The sequence below is a fragment of the Sinomonas sp. ASV322 genome (assembly GCF_030908245.1).
Classification (GTDB): Bacteria; Actinomycetota; Actinomycetes; order Actinomycetales; family Micrococcaceae; genus Sinomonas.
In genome coordinates this window covers 307,156-327,940 of the sequence record NZ_JAVFJJ010000002.1, presented here as the reverse complement: position 1 = coordinate 327,940, position 20,785 = coordinate 307,156, and the positions used below count along the sequence as shown (strand labels likewise).

20 protein-coding genes are annotated in these 20,785 nt (G+C 69.7%); 8 read left to right on the top strand and 12 right to left on the bottom strand.

Annotation, left to right across the window (positions count from 1 at the left end):
- The first annotated feature begins 73 nt into the window (after window positions 1-73).
- The 3 genes from RBS12_RS04150 to RBS12_RS04140 are packed head-to-tail and all read left to right on the top strand — an operon-like array spanning window position 74 to window position 1,682.
- Window positions 74-664, top strand: coding sequence for a molybdopterin-dependent oxidoreductase (locus RBS12_RS04150; RefSeq protein WP_307964801.1), 591 nt, complete (start codon window positions 74-76; stop codon window positions 662-664).
- Entirely contained in the window at window positions 661-1,386 is a 726-nt protein-coding gene (locus RBS12_RS04145; RefSeq protein ID WP_307964800.1) for an FAD-binding oxidoreductase, read from the top strand. Before RBS12_RS04150 ends, RBS12_RS04145 begins: the two co-directional genes overlap by 4 nt.
- Window positions 1,383-1,682: a DUF6510 family protein gene (locus tag RBS12_RS04140; RefSeq protein WP_307964799.1), complete on the top strand. Its 300-nt coding sequence runs from the start codon at window positions 1,383-1,385 to the stop codon at window positions 1,680-1,682. Before RBS12_RS04145 ends, RBS12_RS04140 begins: the two co-directional genes overlap by 4 nt.
- 7 nt (window positions 1,683-1,689) lie before the next feature.
- On the opposite strand, the gene RBS12_RS04135 is transcribed toward RBS12_RS04140, so the two are convergent.
- From RBS12_RS04135 to RBS12_RS04095, 9 genes are all read right to left on the bottom strand, one after another.
- Window positions 1,690-2,526, bottom strand: coding sequence for an LCP family protein (locus RBS12_RS04135; protein WP_307964798.1), 837 nt, complete (start codon window positions 2,524-2,526; stop codon window positions 1,690-1,692).
- Between the two features lie 344 nt (window positions 2,527-2,870).
- Complete coding sequence (locus RBS12_RS04130) at window positions 2,871-3,368, bottom strand: NUDIX domain-containing protein (RefSeq protein WP_307964797.1); 498 nt, start codon at window positions 3,366-3,368, stop codon at window positions 2,871-2,873.
- A 137-nt stretch (window positions 3,369-3,505) separates the two neighbouring features.
- Window positions 3,506-4,570 (bottom strand): TIM barrel protein, encoded by a 1,065-nt coding sequence (locus tag RBS12_RS04125; RefSeq protein ID WP_307964796.1) that lies wholly within the window; start codon window positions 4,568-4,570, stop codon window positions 3,506-3,508.
- A gap of 120 nt (window positions 4,571-4,690) precedes the next feature.
- Window positions 4,691-6,316 (bottom strand): ABC transporter substrate-binding protein, encoded by a 1,626-nt coding sequence (locus RBS12_RS04120; RefSeq protein ID WP_307964795.1) that lies wholly within the window; start codon window positions 6,314-6,316, stop codon window positions 4,691-4,693.
- Window positions 6,317-6,346: 30 nt separating this feature from the next.
- On the bottom strand, window positions 6,347-7,492 hold the full coding sequence (locus RBS12_RS04115; RefSeq protein WP_307964794.1) for an ABC transporter ATP-binding protein: 1,146 nt from the start codon (window positions 7,490-7,492) through the stop codon (window positions 6,347-6,349).
- On the bottom strand, window positions 7,489-8,553 hold the full coding sequence (locus tag RBS12_RS04110) for an ABC transporter ATP-binding protein (protein ID WP_307964793.1): 1,065 nt from the start codon (window positions 8,551-8,553) through the stop codon (window positions 7,489-7,491). The genes RBS12_RS04115 and RBS12_RS04110 overlap by 4 nt, the downstream gene beginning before the upstream one ends.
- Window position 8,554: 1 nt before the next feature.
- Window positions 8,555-9,571, bottom strand: coding sequence for an ABC transporter permease (locus RBS12_RS04105; protein ID WP_307964792.1), 1,017 nt, complete (start codon window positions 9,569-9,571; stop codon window positions 8,555-8,557).
- A gap of 9 nt (window positions 9,572-9,580) precedes the next feature.
- Window positions 9,581-10,456 carry an ABC transporter permease gene (locus RBS12_RS04100; protein ID WP_307964791.1) on the bottom strand — a complete coding sequence of 292 codons (876 nt, stop codon included), beginning with the start codon at window positions 10,454-10,456 and terminating at the stop codon, window positions 9,581-9,583.
- Window positions 10,447-11,493 (bottom strand): sugar phosphate isomerase/epimerase, encoded by a 1,047-nt coding sequence (locus RBS12_RS04095; RefSeq protein ID WP_307964790.1) that lies wholly within the window; start codon window positions 11,491-11,493, stop codon window positions 10,447-10,449. Before RBS12_RS04095 ends, RBS12_RS04100 begins: the two co-directional genes overlap by 10 nt.
- Window positions 11,494-11,701: 208 nt before the next feature.
- On the opposite strand from RBS12_RS04095, the gene RBS12_RS04090 reads away from it, so the two are divergent.
- On the top strand, window positions 11,702-12,382 hold the full coding sequence (locus RBS12_RS04090; protein WP_307964789.1) for a FadR/GntR family transcriptional regulator: 681 nt from the start codon (window positions 11,702-11,704) through the stop codon (window positions 12,380-12,382).
- A complete protein-coding gene (locus tag RBS12_RS04085) occupies window positions 12,379-13,677 on the top strand; it encodes a homoserine dehydrogenase (RefSeq protein ID WP_373886474.1) in 1,299 nt (432 codons plus the stop codon). Before RBS12_RS04090 ends, RBS12_RS04085 begins: the two co-directional genes overlap by 4 nt.
- Before the next feature lie 99 nt (window positions 13,678-13,776).
- On the opposite strand, the gene RBS12_RS04080 is transcribed toward RBS12_RS04085, so the two are convergent.
- Together RBS12_RS04080 and RBS12_RS04075 are read right to left on the bottom strand one after the other, a co-directional pair.
- Window positions 13,777-14,349 (bottom strand): hypothetical protein, encoded by a 573-nt coding sequence (locus RBS12_RS04080; protein ID WP_307964788.1) that lies wholly within the window; start codon window positions 14,347-14,349, stop codon window positions 13,777-13,779.
- A 149-nt stretch (window positions 14,350-14,498) separates the two neighbouring features.
- Window positions 14,499-18,092 (bottom strand): proline dehydrogenase family protein, encoded by a 3,594-nt coding sequence (locus RBS12_RS04075; RefSeq protein ID WP_307964787.1) that lies wholly within the window; start codon window positions 18,090-18,092, stop codon window positions 14,499-14,501.
- 124 nt (window positions 18,093-18,216) lie between these two features.
- Between RBS12_RS04075 and RBS12_RS04070 the strand changes: the two genes are divergently transcribed.
- The 3 genes from RBS12_RS04070 to RBS12_RS04060 all read left to right on the top strand — a co-directional run bounded on the left by RBS12_RS04070 (window position 18,217) and on the right by RBS12_RS04060 (window position 20,057).
- The gene (locus RBS12_RS04070; protein WP_307964786.1) at window positions 18,217-19,125 is read left to right on the top strand and encodes a LysR substrate-binding domain-containing protein; all 909 of its coding nucleotides are present in this window, start codon (window positions 18,217-18,219) and stop codon (window positions 19,123-19,125) included.
- Between the two features lie 208 nt (window positions 19,126-19,333).
- Window positions 19,334-19,618 carry a DUF1905 domain-containing protein gene (locus RBS12_RS04065; RefSeq protein WP_307964785.1) on the top strand — a complete coding sequence of 95 codons (285 nt, stop codon included), beginning with the start codon at window positions 19,334-19,336 and terminating at the stop codon, window positions 19,616-19,618.
- 190 nt (window positions 19,619-19,808) lie between these two features.
- Window positions 19,809-20,057: a hypothetical protein gene (locus RBS12_RS04060; protein ID WP_307964784.1), complete on the top strand. Its 249-nt coding sequence runs from the start codon at window positions 19,809-19,811 to the stop codon at window positions 20,055-20,057.
- 74 nt (window positions 20,058-20,131) lie between these two features.
- On the opposite strand, the gene RBS12_RS04055 is transcribed toward RBS12_RS04060, so the two are convergent.
- Window positions 20,132-20,689 (bottom strand): hypothetical protein, encoded by a 558-nt coding sequence (locus tag RBS12_RS04055; RefSeq protein ID WP_307964783.1) that lies wholly within the window; start codon window positions 20,687-20,689, stop codon window positions 20,132-20,134.
- Between the last annotated feature and the right edge of the window lie 96 nt (window positions 20,690-20,785).

The window sequence follows — 20,785 nt, the reverse complement described above, 5'->3', positions numbered from 1 at the left end:
CGCGGCACCCCCGGGCGTAGGGTCCGAGCTGAAGGGCGCCGCACGAACGCTGAGAACCTCTTCAGGAGCAGCAATGGGCATTGTTTCTTCGGGTTTCATGGGCCGCAGGAAGAGGGACGTCCCAGGACTCCCCCCGGGTCAGTACCTGACCGAGGACTTCCCCGTGCTCTCGGCGGGCCCGACGCCTCGGATCGAGCGCGACCAGTGGGTCTTCTCGTTCGCCGCGGACGGCAGCAGCCGGCATTGGGACTGGAACGGCTTCATGTCGCTCCCTCAAGAAGACATCCTTGCCGATCTCCACTGCGTGACGAGCTGGTCGAAGCTCGGCACGAGGTGGCGCGGGGTGCCCGTCGATGCACTCTTCGAGGGCGTCGAGACGGACGCGGAATACGCGCTCTTCCATTCCTACGGCGGATACACGACGAACCTTCCGCTCGACGACGTGCTGGGCGGCAAGGCGTGGATCGTCCATGAGTACGACGGCGGGGAGATCCCGCCCGAGCATGGCGGGCCGGCGCGGCTCCTGGTGCCACATCTGTACCTGTGGAAGAGCGCCAAATGGGTCAGCGGTCTCGAGCTCATGGCCGAGGATGAGCCCGGCTTCTGGGAGAGCCGCGGGTACCACCTCCACGGTGATCCGTGGCGTGAGGAGCGCTACGGGTGAGCGGCGCATGGAAGGCCGCCGACGTCGTCGGCCTTCGGGAGGAGACGACGACGGCGCGCACGATCCGCCTGCGCCTCCCCGCACCCGTCCCTGCCCTCGCGGGGCAGCACATCGACATCCGCCTCACGGCCCCGGACGGCTACCAGGCTGTCCGCTCGTACTCCGTCGCCGGGGCGACGCCCGACGGATTCGAGATCACCGTCGAGGAACTGCCCGACGGCGAGGTCTCCCCGTATCTCGTGCGGGATCTCGCCGTCGGCGATCAGCTCGAGGTGCGCGGCCCCGTCGGAGGCTGGTTCGTGTGGCGGGCCGAGGATTCCGGGCCGGTTCAGCTCATCGGAGGGGGCTCCGGCGTCGTGCCCCTTATGGCCATGGCGCGGGCGCACGCGGCCGCCGCACACCCCGCGCCGTTCCGGCTCCTCTATTCCGTGCGCAGCCCGGAGTCGGTGTTCTACCGCGAGGAGCTCGAATCGCTCGCGGAGCGCGAGACCTTCGACGTCACGTATGTCTACACGCGGAAGGCGCCCGACGGCGAGCCCGCGGGCCGGCTCGACAAGGGAACGCTCGCGCGGCACGTGCTCGACGGCGGCTCTGACCCGGCCGTGTTCATCTGCGGCGCCACCGGCTTCGTCGAGGCGGTCTCGGGCTGGCTCCTCGATCTCGGCCACGCCCCGGACCGCATCAAGACGGAGCGGTACGGGGGGATGGGAGGAACATCGTGAACGTGTGGACGGGCCAGCCCCGCGCGCAGGCCCTCGAAGACGACTACCTCGACGGCAACGCGCTCGCCGGCCCCCTGTCCGAGGTCTTCTCGATCGACATCACCGCCGCGCTCGGCACGTGCGGCGGTTGCGGGGCGGAGGGCGCCATCGCCGAGGCCCGGCTGTACGTCAACGCGCCCGCCAAGATCCTTCGCTGCCCGTCGTGCGGGGCTGTGCTCCTCCGTCTCGACGAGCGCGAAGGCCGGCTGATCCTCGACCTCAGCGGGTTCAAGAACGTCACCATCCGGCTCGAGTGAGATCTTGTCACAGGCCGTGGGCCGCGGCGTAGTCGTCCAGTCCGTCTGCCGCCAAGGCCGCGGCAACCTCCTCGATTCCGCCGTAGTCGGGGAGCACGATGGACTGGCCGCCCGCGGAGAAGCCCGTGCCGGCCGTGGGCAGGGTGAAGAACACCGCTGCGGCGGGATCGGTCCCGCGCAGGGCGTACGCCAGGGCCGCCATCGCGGTCGGGTCGAAGCCGGAGTCCACCGTGAGAACGGGCGAGGCCAGGGCGATGAGGGCGATCGCATTGACCGCATCGCGCGCCCTGCCCGAGCTGAGGATGAGGGCCATCATCGCGCGGACGAACGCCTGCTGGTTGCGCACTCGTTGATAGTCGCCGTCAGGGAAGGCATGGCGTTCGCGGACGAATTGGAGGGCGGCTTCCCCGTCCAACCTGTTCACGCCCTTCGTGAAGGTGTGCTGGGTCTCGAAGGTTGCCGTGTAGGGCACGGTTGAGGTGAAGGGCACTGGGACGTCGACGTCGATTCCGCCGACGGCATCGACGAAGGCCTTGAAGCCGCCGAAGTCCGTCATCACGTAATGGTCGATGTGGGTGTGCAGCAAGGATTCAACGGTGGCGACAACGAGCTTGGGCCCGGCCAGCTGAAGGCCCGCATTGATCTTCATGACGCCATAGCCCGGGATGTTCACCCAGTTGTCGCGCATGATCGAAATCCCGAAGACCTTGTGCCGGTCGGCCGGAATGTGGATCAGCATGATCGTGTCTGCATCTTGGGGCTCGTGTTCGCCGGTGGCCTCTTGGCGTTCCGTCGCCTCGCGCGCGCTTCCGGCGATATCGCTTCCGAGCACCAAGATGTTCATCGGCGTGTGAGGCAAGTCCGGAAGAGATGGGGGCGGTGGCGGCGGTGGAGGCGTGGGGGTTGGCGTCGGGGTTGGCGTCGGTGTCGCGCTCGGGCTTGGGCTCGGGCTCGGGCTCGGGCTCGTGGAACTGGGTGTCGCCGTCGGCGGGGCAGAGCGCTGTGAAGTGACGATGAACGTTGCGAAGACCGCGCCCCCGGCCAGGATGAGCGCTGCCGCGGCGGCGATCAGGCGCCGCCGAAGTCGGCTTCGTGCCGCGTCATCAGGGGGTTGAGCACCAGCTGCGTCGCTCATGGCGCCACCATGACATCAGTTCTCGCTGTGAGCAATGGTCCGTCGGCCGCGGTTCATGCCCCCGGAGAGGCGCCACTGATCTCCTGGAGGAGGGCATCGAGAATCGGGAGTTGGCCCGAGACGAGCTTCTCCCGCGCGTCGGGCAGCGCGAACCACGCCGCGTCGTCGATCTCGGGGAAGTGCTCGACGCGGCCCGATCCCTTGGGCCATTCGAGTGGGAACGTGTTGCTCTCGATGCGCTCGGGCGCGAAGTCCGCCTCGGCCGTGAAGACCGTGATGACCTTGCGCGACGGCTGGCGGAACTCGCCCAGCAGGCGGTACTCCGCGGACGGCGGCGCCGTGCCGATCTCCTCCGTGAACTCGCGGATCGCGGCCGCAAGCGGATCCTCGGGCTCGGCGAACTCGCCCTTCGGGATCGACCAGGCGTGGGCGTCCTTGCGGGCCCAGAACGGGCCGCCCATGTGCGCGATCCAGACCTCGACGCCCTCCGCGGCCGGGCTCGCCCCAGCGATGCGGCGGTACAGGAGGAGGCCAGCGCTGCGGACGGTCATGAGTTCAGGCTACGGCTGGCCGCGGCGCCGCGCCCCCGTCCGTTTCTTCCGCCCCGAAACCGAGTCGCGGCGCGACACGCCGCGGCGCCGACTGATTGGAACTTCGCAACCGGACGGGAGCGTGGCCAGACCCCGGCTCAGCCCCGCGCTGCCACGTGCCGCGCGGCCCGCCCCTCGACGCGCGCCAGCACGGCCCGCAGATGCTCGGCGCTCCGCCGGACGAACGCCTCGCCGTCGTACGGCTGCGCCCGGAACTCGGCGATGGTCGGCACCTCGCCCCGGAGCGCCCGCTCGTCGTAGTCGCGCGCGAGGCGCACCAGTTCGGCGACCTCGTCCGGATCGAGATCGGGGTGGAGGGCGCGCCACGTCTCGTCGGAGAGGCCGATCGGCATCTGCATCGTCGGAGCGGCCGGCTCGATCGACGCCCACAGCTCGGGGTTGTGCTCCCACAGGGTGCCCAATACGCCGTCCCAATCGATGACGCCGAGCCCACACGGCGAGAAGCTGCGGGCCAGCCCGAAGTCGGTGATCGCGAGGACGGAGTCGCGCAGGTGCGTGGCCCGGACATACGGCGCCGCGCGGCGCGTGGCCGCGATCGGATCCTCTCCTCGGGCGAGGACGTTCGCCGTGTCGAGGGTGATGCCCAGGACGTCGGGCCCGACTGATTCGACGAGCCGCACGACCTCGGTGGTCGTGATCTCCTCGTGCGTCTCGATGTTGATGTGCACGTCGAGGTCGCGGGCCGTCGGGGCGAGCTGGTGGAGGAACTTCTCGATCGCCATGAGCTGGTCGGGCCACGGAGCATCGGTCCGGAAGCGGTCGTTCGCGTAGTAGCCCGGAAGATTCGGCTTGTAGTTGCCGCACGCCGCCCACAGCTCCCCGCAGCCGGCCCCCTCGCGGCACGCCTCCATCATCCTCGCTATGCCCAGGGTGTAGTCCCCTTCGCCGAGAACCCGGACTTCGGGCGCCTCCGCCGCGGCGTAGGGGTTGACCTTCGCGAGGCCCATCTGGAGGTATAGGCCGAGGGCGTCCGCGTGCTGGCGTACTTCCCGCAGCACGCCGCGGTCGAGAGTGGGCGTGATGTCGAGGACGGTGCGGAAGTAGACGCCCTCCATGCCGAGGGAGGCGGCGTGGTCGAGGATCTCGAGCGGTGTGTGGTCTGCGGCGCCGGGGATCTTCCGGCCGTCGACTCCGATTTTCATCTCTTCTCCTTTGAAAAAGATCTGGGGCGAGGGTGCGCGGGAGCGGGTCCCGCCGTCGTCGTCCGCGCCTCTTCGCGGCGGGCGACTTCCGGACGACGACGGCGGGCTGGCCAGCGCGGCCTACCGGCCCCAGTCCGCGAGGCGGAAGTTGGGGGCGTAGGCGAAGTGCTTGACGTCAGGGCTTACGACGGCGGTGAACTTGGCCCGGTAGAGGATGATCGTCGGCGAGTTCTCAAGCCACTTCTGCACGAGGGCGTCGACGATGGGCTGCTGGGCCGCGGGGTCGGCCGTGGTGTTGAGCTTGTCGAGGAGCGGCATCGTGCCCGGGATGCAGATGTGCTGGTTGTTGGTCGCTGCACCGCACGTGAGCTTCTTGCGGAGCTCGTAGCCGCCGATCGGCGTGCTGTTCTCGAACAGCAGCGCGGACTGGTACTTGCCCTGGTTGAACAGCGTCGTGAAGTCCGCCGGGGGCTTCGCGTCGATGTTCACGGTGACCCCGATCTGCTGCCACGCCGACTGAAGCAGCGTGGCGATGTCGGAGACGCCCGGGGCCGTCGGGTTGATCATGAGATCGAGCGTCGGCGAGCTCACGCCAGATTCCGCGATGAGCTGCTTCGCCTTGCCGGGGTCGTAGGCCCTCGCGGGCTCGAGCGACGCGTTGTAGCCCGCCATCCCGGGAACGACCGGCCCGTAGTACGAGTCGCCGTAGCCGTACGCGACCTTGCTGATGATGTCGCTGTACGGGACCGCATAGGTGAGAGCCTCGCGGAACTTCTCATTGTTCGTGAGTGGGCCCTGGTAGTTCATCGACACGGTCACGGGAGTGGGGCTGTCCGCGGTGATGACCTTGCAGCACGACTGCGTGCTCAGGTTCTTCACCGCCTGCGGCGGGAGGCCCAGCGTGACGTCGGCCTCGCGGCTCTGCGCCTGCACCTGCAGAGTGGGTACCGCCGTGATGAAGTTCACGCGGACGGTCGGCTCAAGGGCGGGGGTCCCGTAATAGTTGGCGTTGCGCGTGAGCACCGCGTGGTTGCCCGGCACGTACTCGGAGAGGACGTAGGGCCCGCTGCTGCTGGCCGTGTGGCTCTGAAGCCACTGGTTGGGCGAGTTGGCCTGCACGCCGCCGTTGGCCTCGATTTCTTTGGGATCGTAGATCGAGCCGCGGCTCTGCCCGAGGCTGTAGAGGATCGCCGGGTACGGCTGAGTCATATGGATGACGACGGTCGTCGCGTTGGGTGCCTCGACTCCCGTGATGAGCGGGGGCTGAGTGATGCCGAGCTGGAGCGAGAGCGCGCCGCACGCACCGATCTTGAGCGTGCGGTCGAGCGAATATTTGACCGCCGCCGCGTCGAGCGGGTCGCCATTGGCGAACTTCTTGTCCGCCTGGAGCGTGAACGTGTACGTCTTGCCGCCGTCGGAGACGTCCCACTTCGTCGCGAAGTCTGGCTGGACCTTGCTCGGGTCGGGGTCGATCTGCGTCACGCCGGGGCTCGTCTCAGTGGTGGCGAGCTTGACGAGGCGACCGTAGAAGTTGCTCGCGAAGCTGTTCTCGTCACCGGGGCACGAGAACGCTGGGTCGAGGCTCGTGATATTCGTCGCCCAGTTGACGGTGAACGGCCGGTTCGCCGTCGGAGCGCTCGCGGAGCTCGATGCGTTGCACGCCGAGAGGGCGCCGGCGGCGAGGGCGAGTGTCACGCCGATCGCGGCGCGCCACAGGGGGCCGCGCGCAGGCTTGCTTCGTGCCATGGGTATTCCTTCCTAGCCTCGATAGATGGTTCAGGGGTTCAACGGAGATTCGGGGATGGCGGTATTGGCGAGCGGCGCCGCGACGGCCGCCTTCAGCTCGCCGGGATAGTGGCACGCGACCAGATGGCCGGGTGCGACCTCGCGGAGCAGGGGCCGCTGGCTCGAGCACTCGGGACGGTTCATGCCCACGGGGCACCGGGGCTGCAGGGGACAGCCTGGCCCGGGCTTCGAGCCTGCCGGCGCGGTGGTCCCGAGAGCCGTGCGGCGGCCCGCCATGACGTCCGGATCGGGGACCGGAGCCGCCATGAGGAGCGTGACGGTGTACGGATGGAGCGGGTTGTCGAAGAGCTCCTGAGAGCTCGCCATCTCGACGATCTCGCCCAGGTACATGACCGCGATGCGGTGACACAGGTACTGGGCGACCGCGAGGTCGTGGACGATGAAGAGATAAGTGAGGTTCAGCTCCTTCTGAAGTTCCGTGAGCAGGTTGAGGACCTGCGCCTGCACTGAAACGTCGAGGGCCGTCACGGGCTCGTCGAGGACCACGAGTTCCGGGTTGAGCACGAGGGCCCGCGCGATCGCGATGCGCTGCCGCTGGCCGCCGGAGAACGCGTGGGCATTCAGCTCGGCCTGCGAGGCCGAGAGCCCCACTCGCTCGAGCATCTGCAGTGCCCGTTCGCGCCGCGCCTTCTCATCGCGGAGGCCGTGCACGAGGAGTGGTTCCTCGACGAGCTCGCGGACCGAGAAACGTGGGTCCAGAGAGCCGTAGGGATCCTGGAACACGATCTGCATGCGCGAGCGGAGGCGGCGCAGCTCGGCCTTCGAGAGGGCCCGGACGTCGACGCCGTCGAACGTCACACTGCCCGAGTCGGGCTCCGTGAGGCGCAAGACGCACGAGGCGGCCGTCGACTTCCCCGAGCCCGACTCGCCCACGAGGCCGAGCGTCTCGCCCCGCATGACGTCGAAGGAGACCTCGCGGAGCGCCTTGACCTCGTTCGCGCGGCGCAGGCGCGCCGACACGGACTTCGAGCGGTAAGTCTTCGTAAGCCCGTGTACTTCGAGCAGCGGGCGGGCGCCGCGCTCGACGGCGCTGCCGGAGCCCAGGCGCATGCCGCGTTCGACGGCGTCGCCGTCGCCCGGGCGGACCGTGCCGCCGTCGTCGTTGATGGTGGTCATCGCTCCTCCTTGAGCTCGAGCTGTCCGGCGAAATGGCACTTCGCGAGTTGGGTCCCGTGGGGCCCCTCGACGGCGACGACCGGTGGCTCCGTGCCGCGGCAGAGCGGGTTGCCCTTGCCGAGCGGGCACCGCGGCTCGAACGAGCATCCCGTGAACGGCTGCGTCGGGTCGGGGAGCGTCCCCGGGATGGTCGAGAGCAGCCCGTCCTGGCGGCGGTCCGTGCGGAGCACGCACTTGAGCAGCTCGCGCGAATAGGGGTGGGCGGCGCCCGCGAACAGCGCGCGGCTGTCGCTCTCCTCGATGAGCTGCCCCGCGTACATGACCTTGACCGTGTCGCAGAAGCCCGCGACGATCCCGAGGTTGTGCGTGATGAGCATGAGCGCCGCGCCTCGGTCTGTCACGAGCTTGTCGAGGAGCTCGAGGACCTGCGCCTGCGTGGTGACGTCGAGCGCCGTCGTCGGCTCGTCGGCGATGACCAGCTCGGGTGAGTTCGCGAGCGCCATCGCGATGAGGACGCGCTGGCGCATGCCGCCCGAGTACTGGTGCGGATAGTCGGCCAGCCGGCTTGACGCGTTCGTGACTCCGACTTCGCCGAGGAGGTCCGCCGCCTGCCGCCGCGCCGCGCCCTTGCTCACGGGCTGGTGCGCGCGGATGTTCTCGATCATCTGCGCACCGATCGTGCGGATGGGGTCGAACGCGCTCATCGGGTCCTGGAACACGAGCGAGATCCGGTTCCCTCGGATCTCAGAGAGCTTCCGGTCAGGGAGGCCGCGCAGATCTGTCCCGCCGAGGCGGATCTCGCCGGCCGTCACCCGTCCGGGAGGCTGGATGAGGCCCACGATGGACATCGCCATGGCGGACTTGCCCGAGCCGGACTCGCCGACGATCGCGAGGCGTTCGCGCCGCCGGATCGTGAAGCTCACATCCCGCACGGCGGCCACGCGTCCGCGGGAGGTCTGGAATTCGGTCCGCAGTCCCCGCACGTCGAGGAGGGTCTCCTGGTCTGCGGGGGTGCGGGCGGCGTCGATGGACATGGTGCTTGTGCTGCCTTCGGTGGTCATGTCACTTGGCTCCTGCCCGGATGCGGGGATCGACGACGACGTACACGATGTCCGCGAGGAAGCTCACCGTCACGTAGAGGGTTGCGCTGAGCAGGATGACGCCCTGCACGACGGCGAAGTCCTTCTGCAGGATCGCGTCGACGGTCATTGAACCGACGCCGGGCCAGCCGAAGACCTTCTCGACGAGCACGCTTCCCGTCATCGTCTCGGCCGTGAGCATCGCGGTGGCCGCGACGAGGGAGAGGAGCGAGTTCGGCACGGCGTGGCGCAGGAACACCGAGCCGCGCGTGAGCCCGCGGCTGCGGGCGACGACGATGAACGGCTCCCGCATCGTGTTGCGCAGCTGCGAGCGGAACAGCCGGCTGAGGAACGCGAACGGGCCGACGGCGATCGTGAGCGCGGGCAGGATGAGGTGCCGCGCGGCGTCGACGAACGTCCCGAACTGGCCGGACAGGAGCGAATCGACTGTGTAGAAGCCCGTGACGGTGGGCGGCGGGGCGAGGCTCGGCGAGAGGCGTCCCTCGGGCCCGGGGAAGATCCCGAGGTTCACGGAGAGGAGCAGGATGGCCACGAGCGCGAGCCAGAACGGCGGGGAGCCCATCGCAAGCGAGGACGCGACGCGCAGCGACACGTCCGCGCCGCGCTTCTTGCGGTAGACCGCGATCGCCGCGAAGACGGTCGCGAGGAGGACCGCCGTCACGACGCCCGTGACGCCGAGCTCGACCGTCGCGGGGAGCCGCGTCCGCACGAGATCGCTCACGGGCTGCCCGGTCGAGTAGGAGAAGCCGAGGTCGCCGTGGAACGAAGCTGAGATGTAGTTCCAGAACTGCTGCGGGAGCGGCGAGTCGAGGCCCATGGAGTGACGCAGGGACGCGATCGTCGCCTCGTCCGCGAGCTCCCCGCCGACGAGGCGCGCCGGGTCGCCGGGCAGTTTGCGGAGGAGGAAGAAGGAGAACAGGCTCGCGCCGAGGATGGTGGCGGCGGCGACCCCGAACCGTTTGAGGATGAGCTTGAGCATGAGGGGCTCCTAGTCCGCGACGATGTACTCGCCGCGCGGGTCGAGCAGCTCGCGCGCGCGGTCCGCGACGATGGTCGTGAGGGTGACGGCGATGAGCAGCACGAGGCCGGGGAACGCAGCGAGCCACCACTGGCCGGTGAGGAAGAACTGCTGGCCCTCGGTGATCATGGCGCCGAGCTCCGCGGTGGGAGGCTGGGCGCCCATCCCGAGGAAGCCCATCGCCGCGAGGGAGAGGACCGAGGCGCCGAACACGGCCGCCATCTGGAGCACGATCGTCGAGATGAGGTGCGGGAAGATGTGCCGGAACAGGATGCGCCCTTGGGTCGCGCCGATGGCATTGGTCGACTTGACGAAGTCGAGCGCTGCGATGCGCATGACCTCGCCGCGGATCGTCCGCATGTACCACGGGAATGAATGGATCGAGAGCCCGATCACGACGGCCGGGATGCCCGGCTTGAGCGCCATGACGACGGCCATCGCGAGCATGATCGACGGGAAGCACAGGATCGAGTTCGTGAGCCACGTGAGGGCCGTGTCGACCATCCCGCCGAGCGCGCCCGCGAGGAGGCCCGTGACCGAGCCGAGCACCGCGCCCGCGACGACGACGACGGCGCCCGCGCCGAGCGAGGTGCGCGCGCCGTCGAGCACCCGGGCGAGCAGGTCGCGCCCGAGGTTGTCGGTTCCTAGCGGATGATCGGCCGACGGCGCCGCGAGCTGCGCCGTGAGGTCGGCGGCGTTGGCATCGTAATGCCAGAGGAACGGGCCGGCAACCACGATGAGGGCGATGAGCGCGAGGCCCGCGAGGGCTCCCACGAGCACGCGATCGCTCTGGACGATGCGGCGACGCGCCACCGCGATCCGCGGTTCGGCGACGGCTACTGCCATGATGACCTTCCGATCGTGTCGAGGGTGTGACGCAGCCAGCGGGCGCTCTCGGCGAGCTCGCCGCGGCGCGCGAGGTGACCACCGTCGTCGTCGTACGCCGCGAGGGAGGGAAGCTCGCCCGCGGAAGCGCGACGCTCGCAGTCGACGGCGTGCCTGAACAGCACGGCGAGCTCGCGCGCCGTGACGTGCGGCTCAGCGTCGAACCACGCGGGGTCGAAGACGTCCAGGTCGAAGCGGCCCGCATGCTGTTCGAGCGTGAGCCGCCGCGCGGGGGATTCTTCGGCGAGCGTCCGCAGGATCGCGGCCCAGTCGAGGACCCCCGCGCCGCACGGGCGCAGCCGCCGGCGGAGCCCGCGTTCGACGATGTAGAGCGCGACGTCTTCGAAATGGGTCTGATGGACGTGCGGGGCGAGGCGGCGGGTCGCCTCGACGGGGTCCTCGCCGCGCACGACGAGGTTCGCGACGTCGAGGCTCACGCCGACCACATCCGTCCCGGACTCGTCGACGAGTCGGAGGACTTCGTGCGAGGAGAGGTCCTCGTGGGTCTTGAGGTTGAGGCGGAGCCCCTCATCGCGGAGGCGGGGCGCCAGCGTCTCGAGGGTCTTCTGGACGGCGGCGAGCTGGACCGCGTGGGGGACGCTCGCGTGGTGCCGATCCGTGCGCGTGTACGCGAAGAACTCGCGGCACCCTGCCGTCGCAGCGGCGTCAATGTGGGCGTTGAGCTCGGCCAGGCGCTCGCCGGCATCGCCGAACGGCCCGAGGGAGCCGATCCCCACCTCGAGGTAGAGCCCTCGCTCTGCGGCGAGCTCGCCCGCTTCCTTGAGGGCCACGCCGTCGAGCTCTGGGCTCATGGCCCGCGGTGTCGCAAAGAGCACGCCGTCGTACCCGCCCGAGCTGGCCCACACGAGGGCCTCCTCGGGATGACCGTCTTCAAAGCCTTGGAGACGGCCGCACATGACGCCGATCCTCATTGACCGGCGCTTCCCGCCGCCTTCGGAAATCCGAGGGCCCGGGGTCTGCGACTTTGTGGTCGTCATGTCATATGATTATCAGGCGTCTGATGTTTAGGGAAGAGCCTGTGGAGAACTTCTCAGGCCGAACTCGAGGCATGGGGCGCACGTTGAGCAGCGTGCTCCAAGTCACGAGTCACCATGGAGCAGGTTGTGAGGCTATTGTGCATCGCAGCAAGAACGGCCCTGGTGCGCCGGCAGCAGGTTCGTCCGAGACCGTGAAGGGGGTCCGAGGATGCTCAAAGTCAACCGCGTGTCAACGGTCGACGCCGTGATCGAGGAGATCCGGGGGCGCATCCGCGACGGCGAATGGTCGCCCGGGGACAGGCTGCCGTCCGAATCGGAGCTCACGCAGTCGTTCGGAATCAGCCGTGCTTCCCTCCGCGAGGCGACGCGCGCCCTCGTGCATGCCGGGCTCCTCGTCGTGCGGCAGGGGGACGGAACCTACGTCGATGCGGTCGACGAGGCGGCCGTAGCCCTCAATCGCAAGGTCACCAACAGCAAGATGGCGGAAGTGATCGAAGTCCGCCGCGGGCTCGACGCGCTCGCGGTCTCGCTGGCCGCCGCGCGCCGCACGAGGGAAGATCTCGCCGCGATGCGCAGGGCGCTCGACGACCGCAACGCGGCCGCGGCACGCGGCGACCTCGCCGCGTTCATCGACGGCGACCTTCGCTTCCACATGTCCCTCGCGAGCGCATCGCACAACGACCTTCTGAGCGACCTGTACGAGAGCCTCAACATCGCGTTCCGCAAGTCGATCGGGCACGCCATGGGCCAGGGCACCGAGGACCACGAGGCGCTCTACCATGCGATCGAGCAGCGCGACACGGCCACGGCGACGGAACTCTCCCTCGCCATCATCGCCCGGATGGAGGACATGGAGGCTCACGCCCACGAGCCCGAGAACCTGCCGTGAATGCCTGCCCGCACGTGCTCAAGGTGGCCCTGCTGGGGTGCGGGACCGTGGGGAGCCAAGTGGCGCGGATCCTGCGCGAGGATGCAGAGGCGCTCGCGGCGCGGTCGGGGGCCCGGCTCGAGCTCGCGGGGATCGCAGTGCGGAACCCGGGCGCTGCGCGGGACGTCGAGCTTCCGCGGCGGCTGTTCACGAAGGACGCGGACGCCTTGGTGGATTCGGCGGACCTTGTCGTGGAGCTCGTGGGAGGGATCGAGCCGGCGCGGTCGCTCATCCTCCGGGCGGTGCGCAGGGGCGCCTCGGTCGTCACGGGGAACAAGGCGCTGCTCGCGCAGGACGGGCCGGCGCTGTTCGAGGAGGCCGCGCGGCACGGCGCGGAGCTGCGCTTCGAGGCCGCAGTGGCCGGGGCGATCCCGATCATCCGCCCGATGCGCGAGAGCCTCTCGGGAGACCGGATCACGCGGGTGATGGGGATCCTGAACGGGACGACGAACTACATCCTGGACCAGATGGACACGACGGGGGCGGCGTTCGCGGACGCGCTCGCGGAGGCGCAGCGGCTCGGCTATGCCGAGGCGGACCCCACGGCGGACGTCGAGGGCCACGACGCGGCGGCAAAAGCCGCGCTACTGGCGACGCTCGCGTTCCACACGCCGGTGAGCCTGGCCGAGGTGCAGTGTGAGGGGATCACCCGGATCACGACGGGGGACATCGCCGCGGCGCAGGACTCGGGGCTCGTGATCAAGCTCCTCGCCGTCGCCGAGCTGGGCCCGGCCCAACGCCCAAGCCACCCCGTGGCCACCTCCCGCCTAACCCGTGGCCACTTGTCGCACCACGGGGGCGAGAGCTGGCCACGCATCTGGCGAGACCTGGCCACGCGTGCGGCGAGACCGGGCCACGCTTTGGGTGGGGAGGATGGCGAGACCGGCGACGGCGGCGGGGCGCGCCTCGTCGAGACCGGCGACGGCGGCGGGGCGCGCTTCGTCGAGACGGGCGACGGCGGCGGGGCGCGCCTAGTCGAGACCGGCGACGGCGGCGAACGCCTGAGTGTGCGCGTGCACCCGACATTGTTGCCGCGCGAGCATCCGTTGGCCGCCGTGCGCGGGGCCAACAACGCGGTGTTCGTCGAGGCGGACAATGCGGGCCAGCTCATGTTCCACGGCGCGGGGGCGGGCGGTCGGCCCGCGGCCTCGGCGGTCATGGGCGACCTCGTCTCCACCGCGCGCCGCATCGTCGCTCGCCAACCGGCCGCGCGTCGTCGTCCGCCCGCTGCGCGCGATCACATAACCGTCGCCTAGCGGCATAACCGTCCCTCAGAGCGCGTCGCGAGGGACGGTTATGCCCGTGAGGGACGGTTATGCGAGGAGTGGTGCTTGGTTTGTGACCGGCGGGCGAGCTCAGTCGTCGTGGCCCTCCGTGCCGCTTCCGTGCTCCTGCTCGTGCTGGTGCTCCTGCTCGTGCGAGGACTCCTTGACGGGCTGCTGAGCGGCGGGGGCGACCGGGGCGACGGCGGGCTGCTGGACGGGAGCGACGGCCGGCTTCGCCTCGTCCTGATCGCCGTGCGGCCCTTCGTTCTGGTCTTCCTTGTCTACCGCAGCCGGGGCCGGCGCTTCGGTTTCAGCCGGCTCAGCGGCGTCTTCGGCGTCGGTGGGCTCGGCCGTCTCGGTGGGCTCGGCCGTCTCCGTTGGCTCGGCGGTTTCGGTGGGCTCGGCCGTCTCCGTTGGCTCGGCGGTTTCGGTCGGCTCGGCGGTTTCGGTGGGCTCGGCGGTTTCGGTGGGCTCGGCCGTCTCCGTGGGGTCGGCGGTCTCAGTCGGCGTCGCCGTGCTCGTTGCGGTGCTCGTCGTGTCCACGTCGGGCACTACTCCCTGGACGGCGAAGGCCGCGGCCCCCGTGCCTCCGATCACAAGCGCCCCCGCTGCGAGGACGCCCAACGCAACGCTTCGCGGAGAGAAGCGGGTAAACCATGACATGAGACCTCCCGAGGTGTCCCCAATAGATAGTGATAGCCCATCCATCCTCCATGACTGAACCTGTCAATGTCACGCGATGGTGTGACAGTTTTTGAAAAGTTAAGACTCGTCGCCGCTTGGCGCTGGCGCGTTTGTCGCGCAGCGGGGCGTCAGAGCTCTACAGCCTCGACGACCGGATTCGGATTCCCGAACCGGTGCGCCGTGAGCGAGACCGCCTGCTCGTGCAGGAACGGGAGGAGCTCCACGCGTCCGGCGCCGACGACGGGGTGCGAGTACACCGCGACGTCGGGCGTTCCGTCGACGGCCTCCGCGAGCTCGACGGCGGCAGTCCCCAATCCTGACACGAGCCGGATCCGGCCCGAGCCAAGGCCCACAGCGCGGCGGAGCCACTCGGCGTCGTTCTCGACCGCGAGTGTCGCGCCGTGGCGGCGCAGGACCTCCGCCGCGCGTCCCGGGAGGTCGACGGCGCTGCTCACCGTGAGCGGTGAACCCGCGAGTAGGCCCGCCGCGGCTACGCGCACGAGCTCGGCCACGCCGTGGCCCGACGTCGCGCCCTCGAAGCGGATCGTCACGGGCACGGCCCGGTAGCGGAACACGTTCCGCTCGCACGAGAGCCCGCTCACGTCCTTCGCAATGCCGAACTCCGAGGACCACGCCACGGCGTCGGAACCGAGCGCGGCGGCGAGCCATGCGGAGTCCTCTGGTGAGAGGGCGTCGCCCACGGCCGCGAAGAGCTCCGCGGCGGGCCCACTCGGGTGGGTAGCGCCGTCGTCGTCCGCCTGGGGACGCGAGACGGGCGCGTCAACCCACGAGCCCAGCCCCACGAGGTAGTTGGGCCCGCCCGCCTTCGTGCCAGCGCCGATCGCGGACCTCTTCCACCCGCCGAACGGCTGCCGCCGCACGATCGCGCCCGTGATGCCGCGGTTCACGTAGAGGTTGCCGGCCTGGATGGTTGAGGTCCAGCAGTCGATCTCGGCGCCGTCGAGCGAGTGCAGGCCGGAGGTGAGCCCGTAGTCGATCGCGTTGACGAGCGCGACCGCCTCCTCGAGCGTCGCGGCGGTCATGACGCCGAGGACCGGCCCGAAGTACTCGACGCGGTGGTACTCCGACCCCGGTCGCACCCCGGCCCGGATGCCAGGGCTCCACAGCTTGCCGGAGTCGTCGAGCTGGCGCGGCTCAAGCACCCAGTGCTCGCCCTCGCCGAGCTGCGTGAGGCCGCGGCGGAGCTTCTCGCCCGGAGGCTCGATCACGGGTCCCATCTGGCTCCGCGCGTCCCACGGGTACCCCACGTGGAGGGACTGCACGGCGTCGATGAGCTGGTTGCGGAAGCGCTTGGACTTCGCGACCGAGCCCACGAGCACGACGAGCGACGCCGCCGAGCACTTCTGCCCCGCGTGCCCGAAGGCCGAGTACGCGACGTCCTTCGCCGCGAGGTCGAGGTCCGCGCTCGGCGTCACGATGATCGCGTTCTTGCCCGACGTCTCCGCGAGCAGCGGCAGGTCCTTGCGGAACGAGCGGAAGAGCTGGGCCGTCTCGTAGCCGCCCGTGAGGATGACGCGGTCCACGTCGGGGTGGGCGACGAGCCGCTGCCCGAGGGCGCGGTCCTCGAGCTGGACGTACTGGAGGACGTCGCGGGAGACGCCCGCAGAGTCCAGGGCGTCCCAGATCGCCTCGACCATGACCGCGCCCGAGCGACGTGCCTGCTTCGCGGGCTTGATGACGACGGCAGAGCCCGCCGCGAGGGCCGCGAGCGTCGAGCCCGCGGGGATCGCCACGGGGAAGTTCCACGGCGGCGTCACGACCGTGAGCTTGCTCGGGAGGAAGCGTGCGCCGTCCACGGCGTCGAGCTCGCGGGCCAGGCTTGCGTAGTAGTGCGCGAAGTCGACGGCCTCGGAGACCTCGGGGTCGCCCTGGTCGAGGGTCTTGCCGCATTCGCCCGCCATGACCTCGAGCAGCTCCGCGCGGCGCCGCTCGAGCGAGCGTCCCGCCTCGTCGAGGATCGCCGCGCGCTCGGCACCGCTCAGCGCGCCCCACGCCTCCCCAGCGGCGACGGCGGAATGGACGACGGCGTCAAGCTCGCCATCCGTGCCGAGCGTGTGGCGCGCGACGGTCTCGTCCCCGAGGCGCGAGTGCTCCGCGCGGGAGAGGATCGCGCGGCCCCATGCGCGGTTGCCCGGAAGATCCGGATCGGTGTCGGGCGTGTTCGCGAAGGCGGGAGCGTTCGCCGAGGCGCCGTGCGCGCGCGAGGAGGCGGCGCCGTCGTACGTTTCGTGCCGCCGGTCCTGAATGCGGTGTGGCGCGGGGACGGCGCGCCCGAAGGGCGCGTGGCCCAGCGCGTCGAGCGAGGCGAGGAAGCGCTTCTTCTCGCGCTCGAACAGGACCTCGTTGCCGTCGAGCTCGAAGACCGCGCTCATGAAGTTGTCCTGGCTCGCGCCCTCCTCGAGGCGCCGGATGAGGTACGCGATGGCGACGTCGAACTCGCCCGGGTGGACCACGGGCGTGTAGAGCAGGAGGTGGCCCACGTCGGCGAGGACCGCTTGGGCCTGCCCCGAGGCCATGCCGAGGAGCATCTCGAACTCGATGAGACCGGATCCGGCCCGCACCCCCGTATCGACGCCGCGCGCCTTCGCGAGGAGCCACGCGAGCGCGACATCGAACAGGTTGTGCCCTGCTACGCCGATGCGCACGTTCGCGAGCCGTTCCGAGTGGAGGGCGTAGTCGAGGACGGCCTTGTAGGACGTGTCGCTCTCGCGCTTCGAGCCCCACGTCGCCGCCGGCCAGCCGTGGATCTCGGCGTCGACGTGCTCCATGGGAAGGTTCGCGCCCTTCACGACGCGGACCTTGATCGGCGCGCCGCCGGCCGCAACGCGCCGTGCCGCCCACTCCTGCAGGCGGATCATCGCGCCGAGCGCGTCCGGGAGGTAGGCCTGGAGCACGATCCCGGCCTCGAGCCCGCGGAACTCCTCGCGGTCGAGGAGGCGCGTGAAGACTTCGATCGTGAGGCCGAGGTCCTTGTACTCCTCCATGTCGAGGTTGATGAACTTGGGCTTGCGCTCCTTGGTGCTCTCGGCGGCGAGCCGGTACAGCGGCGCGAGGGAGTCGACGATGTCCGCGACGGCCTCGTCGAACGCCCAGTGGTTGTGCGGCGCGACGGTCGCGGAGACCTTGATCGACACGTAGTCGACGTCGTCGCGCTCGAGCAGCCGGCGGGTGCCCTCGAGGCGGCGGGCGGCCTCGCCCTGGCCGAGGATCGCCTCGCCGAGGAGGTTCATGTTGAGCCGGATCCCGGGCTTGCGGATCTTCTTGATGGCCGGCCCGAGCTTCGCGTCCGACGCATCGACGATGAGGTGGCCCACCATTTCACGCAGCACGCGCCGCGCGATCGGGACGACGACGCCGGGGGCCACCGGGGCGAGCGAGCCGCCGAGCTGGATTGCACGCTTGAGCGGCCACGGGAGGAAGGCGGGGGCCTTCGGGGCGAGGTCGCGGAGGTTGCGGGCCGCGACACCGAGATCCTCGGGGCGCACGACGCCGTCGACGAAACCGACCGTGAACTCGAGCCCGTTCGGGTCCTTGAGCACCTCGGCGAGCTGCGCGGCGGCCGGGTCGACGGGGAGCTTTGCGGCGGCGTCGAGCCAGCGGTGCACCTGCGCGACGGCCTCGTCGGCGAGGTCCTGGGGGCGGATGTGGGCGCTCTCGGGGGCCGGGAGAGAGGGGTCTGAGGCGTGGCTCGGCGGGGTCATTGCTGCTGGGTCCTGTTCGGTCGGTTGCGGAGTCTCCTGCCAGTATGTGCCGCGAATTACAGAAGCAGAAGTGATTGTTTCTGACGCATAATGGTGGGGAAATTCGAACTATTGGGAGACGCCCATGCTTGAGATCCGTCGACTTCGCCTCCTCCGCGAGCTCAGCATCCGCGGAACCTTGGCCGAGGTGGCCGACGCGCTCGCCTACAGTCCCTCCTCCGTCTCCCAGCAGCTCGCGCTCCTCGAGAAGGAGGTCGGTGCCGAGCTTCTCCGGAAATCCGGACGGCGCGTCGTGCTGACGCCGCAGGCGCTCGTGCTCGTCGAGCACACGAGCGAGCTCCTCGACGCGCTTGAGCGCACCGAGGCCGCGCTCGCCGCGAGCCAGAGCGAGGTCCGCGGCACCGTGCGCCTCGCCGTGTTCCAGACCGCGGCGCTCGCCCTCATGCCCGTCGCGCTCCGGACTCTGCGCGAGCGCCACCCCGCGCTGCGCGTCGAGATGGTCCAGCACGAGCCCGAGACCGCACTGCACGAAACGTGGGCACGGGACTTCGACGTCGTCGTCGCCGAGCAGTACCCCAACCATGCCGCGCCGCACTACCCGGGCCTCGACCGCGAGCACCTGACGCGCGACGCGATCCGGCTCGCCGTCCCGCCGGCCGGCGCGGGAGAAGCGTTCGACGGCGTGCGGCGGCTTTCCGACGCGGCCCACCTCCCGTGGGTCATGGAGCCGCACGGGGCCGCGTCGCGGCATTGGGCCGAACAGGCGTGCCGCTCGGCCGGCTTCGAGCCGGACGTGCGCTACGAAACCGCCGACCTCCAGGCCCACGTCCGGCTCGTCGAGTCGGGCAACGCCGTCGCGCTCCTCCCCGACCTCGTCTGGATCGGCCGGGCGCCGCAGGCCCGTCTCGTGGAACTCGCTCACGCCCCGCACCGCACGGTCTTCACGTCGATGCGGGCATCGAGCGTCGGCCACCCGGTCATGCAGGCTGTGAGGGCCGTTCTCGAGGAAACGGCCCGCGCGCTGCTGCCCTGACCCGGCCCCCGCCCCGCGCGCTGCTGCCCTGACCCGGCCCCCCGCGCGCTGCTGCCCTGACCCACCTCGCGCTCCTGCCCGGTTGTAAAGTCCCAATCACTCCGAAACCCGGCGCGTTGCCCGACGCCACGTTTTTTCGTGCCGACAAGTGGGCTGGAGCGCAGGCCAGAGGCACACTGGAACTCGCGGAGCTAACCGGGAGGCAAGAATGAGCGCGAAATCAGGACCGCTCGACCGTGAATTCACGGCCGTGCTCCAGCTCAGCCCCAGCAAGGGCGGCTGGACCTATGTCGTGATGCCGGATTCGGCGGAGTTCTTCGGCACGCGCGGCCTGGTCAAGGTGCGGGGAACCATTGACGGGCACCCGTTCCGGAGCTCCTTCATGGCCCTCGGAGACGGCACCCACAAGTTGCCGGTCAAGTCCGAACTTCGCGACGTGCTCGGCAAAGAGGCCGGAGACGCGGTGACGATCCATCTCGAGGAGCGGCTCTAGAAGGACACCGAGTCGCGCCATTGACCGGCGGAGATCGGCGGGTTTACGCTCCCGCCGTCGGCAGACGTGGTCGCAACGGGGAGTCGTGCTCGGCGTCTCATGTCACGCTGATCAGGAGGTCGTCCCCATGTATCGACTCCGTTCTGTCTCCATCGTCCAGTACGGAAAATTCCGCGAATTCGCTGGCCTCGTGAAGAGGCTCTCGGACGTCTGCGAGGCCAAGGGCTGGGTTAAGCCCCGGTTCCTGGTTCCCACCGCCGGCCCGAACAATGAGGCCGTCATCGAATTCGAATATCCCGACCTTGCCACGTTCCAGGCCGAGAATCGCGCGCAGATGACCGATCCCGAATTCATGGGGCCGTTCCGCGAGTCCGCGCAGTACGTCTATCCGCAGACCTCGCGCACCGAGATGTACGAGGACGCGTTCGATATTGCCTAGCCGCCCGTGACGGCGGTGGGTGCGCAGCTGGCGCGGGTCAGGCGGCCTGCGCCAGCTGCACAATCAGCCGACCGTCAGATGCACACGAGGGTCCGGAGCCCCAGGTCAACCTGGACGAGTGCTGAGACGGATGCGGAGTTCGGCGCCGCCGTCGCCGGGTTCGCCGGATTGTCGCTCCCGTTGAGCTGGAGCGTGAACGTGTAGATCAGCCCGACCGTCAGGAGACCGCCCATGAGGTCGAGCGTGACGGAGCTGCCCTGCTGAAGCGGCGCAGTGAGCGTGAGAAGGGCCGAACTGCTCCCGAGCACCGAAATTGCCACGAGGGAATTCGGGCTCGCAACGAGCGCGCTCACATTGAGCAGCGAACTCGAGCTCAGCGTGAAACTCGTTCCAGTCGGAACGGTTCCTTGGGCGGCTGTGATGGTAAACGAGAGTGCGGCTTGGCCCAAGATGCCGAGCAGGCCGGTTGAGCACTTGCCCGTCACGGCGACGTCCCACGCAGGCGTCGAGGCTGCGGCGGCGGGGACGAACGCCGCCCCCGCGATGGCGGGCGCGCTCCACGCGGCACCCCTGACGAGTTCTCGGCGTCCGATCTTAGGCGCCGCGTCGATTTCCGGAATTGTCCCTGTCATGGTCCCCCGACCTTCCTGAGTTGGGTGGGTCCTTCTCTGCGGACCCACCCCCAGTTTTATCGGATAGGAACGCTATCCTTCGAGGGTGATATCCGT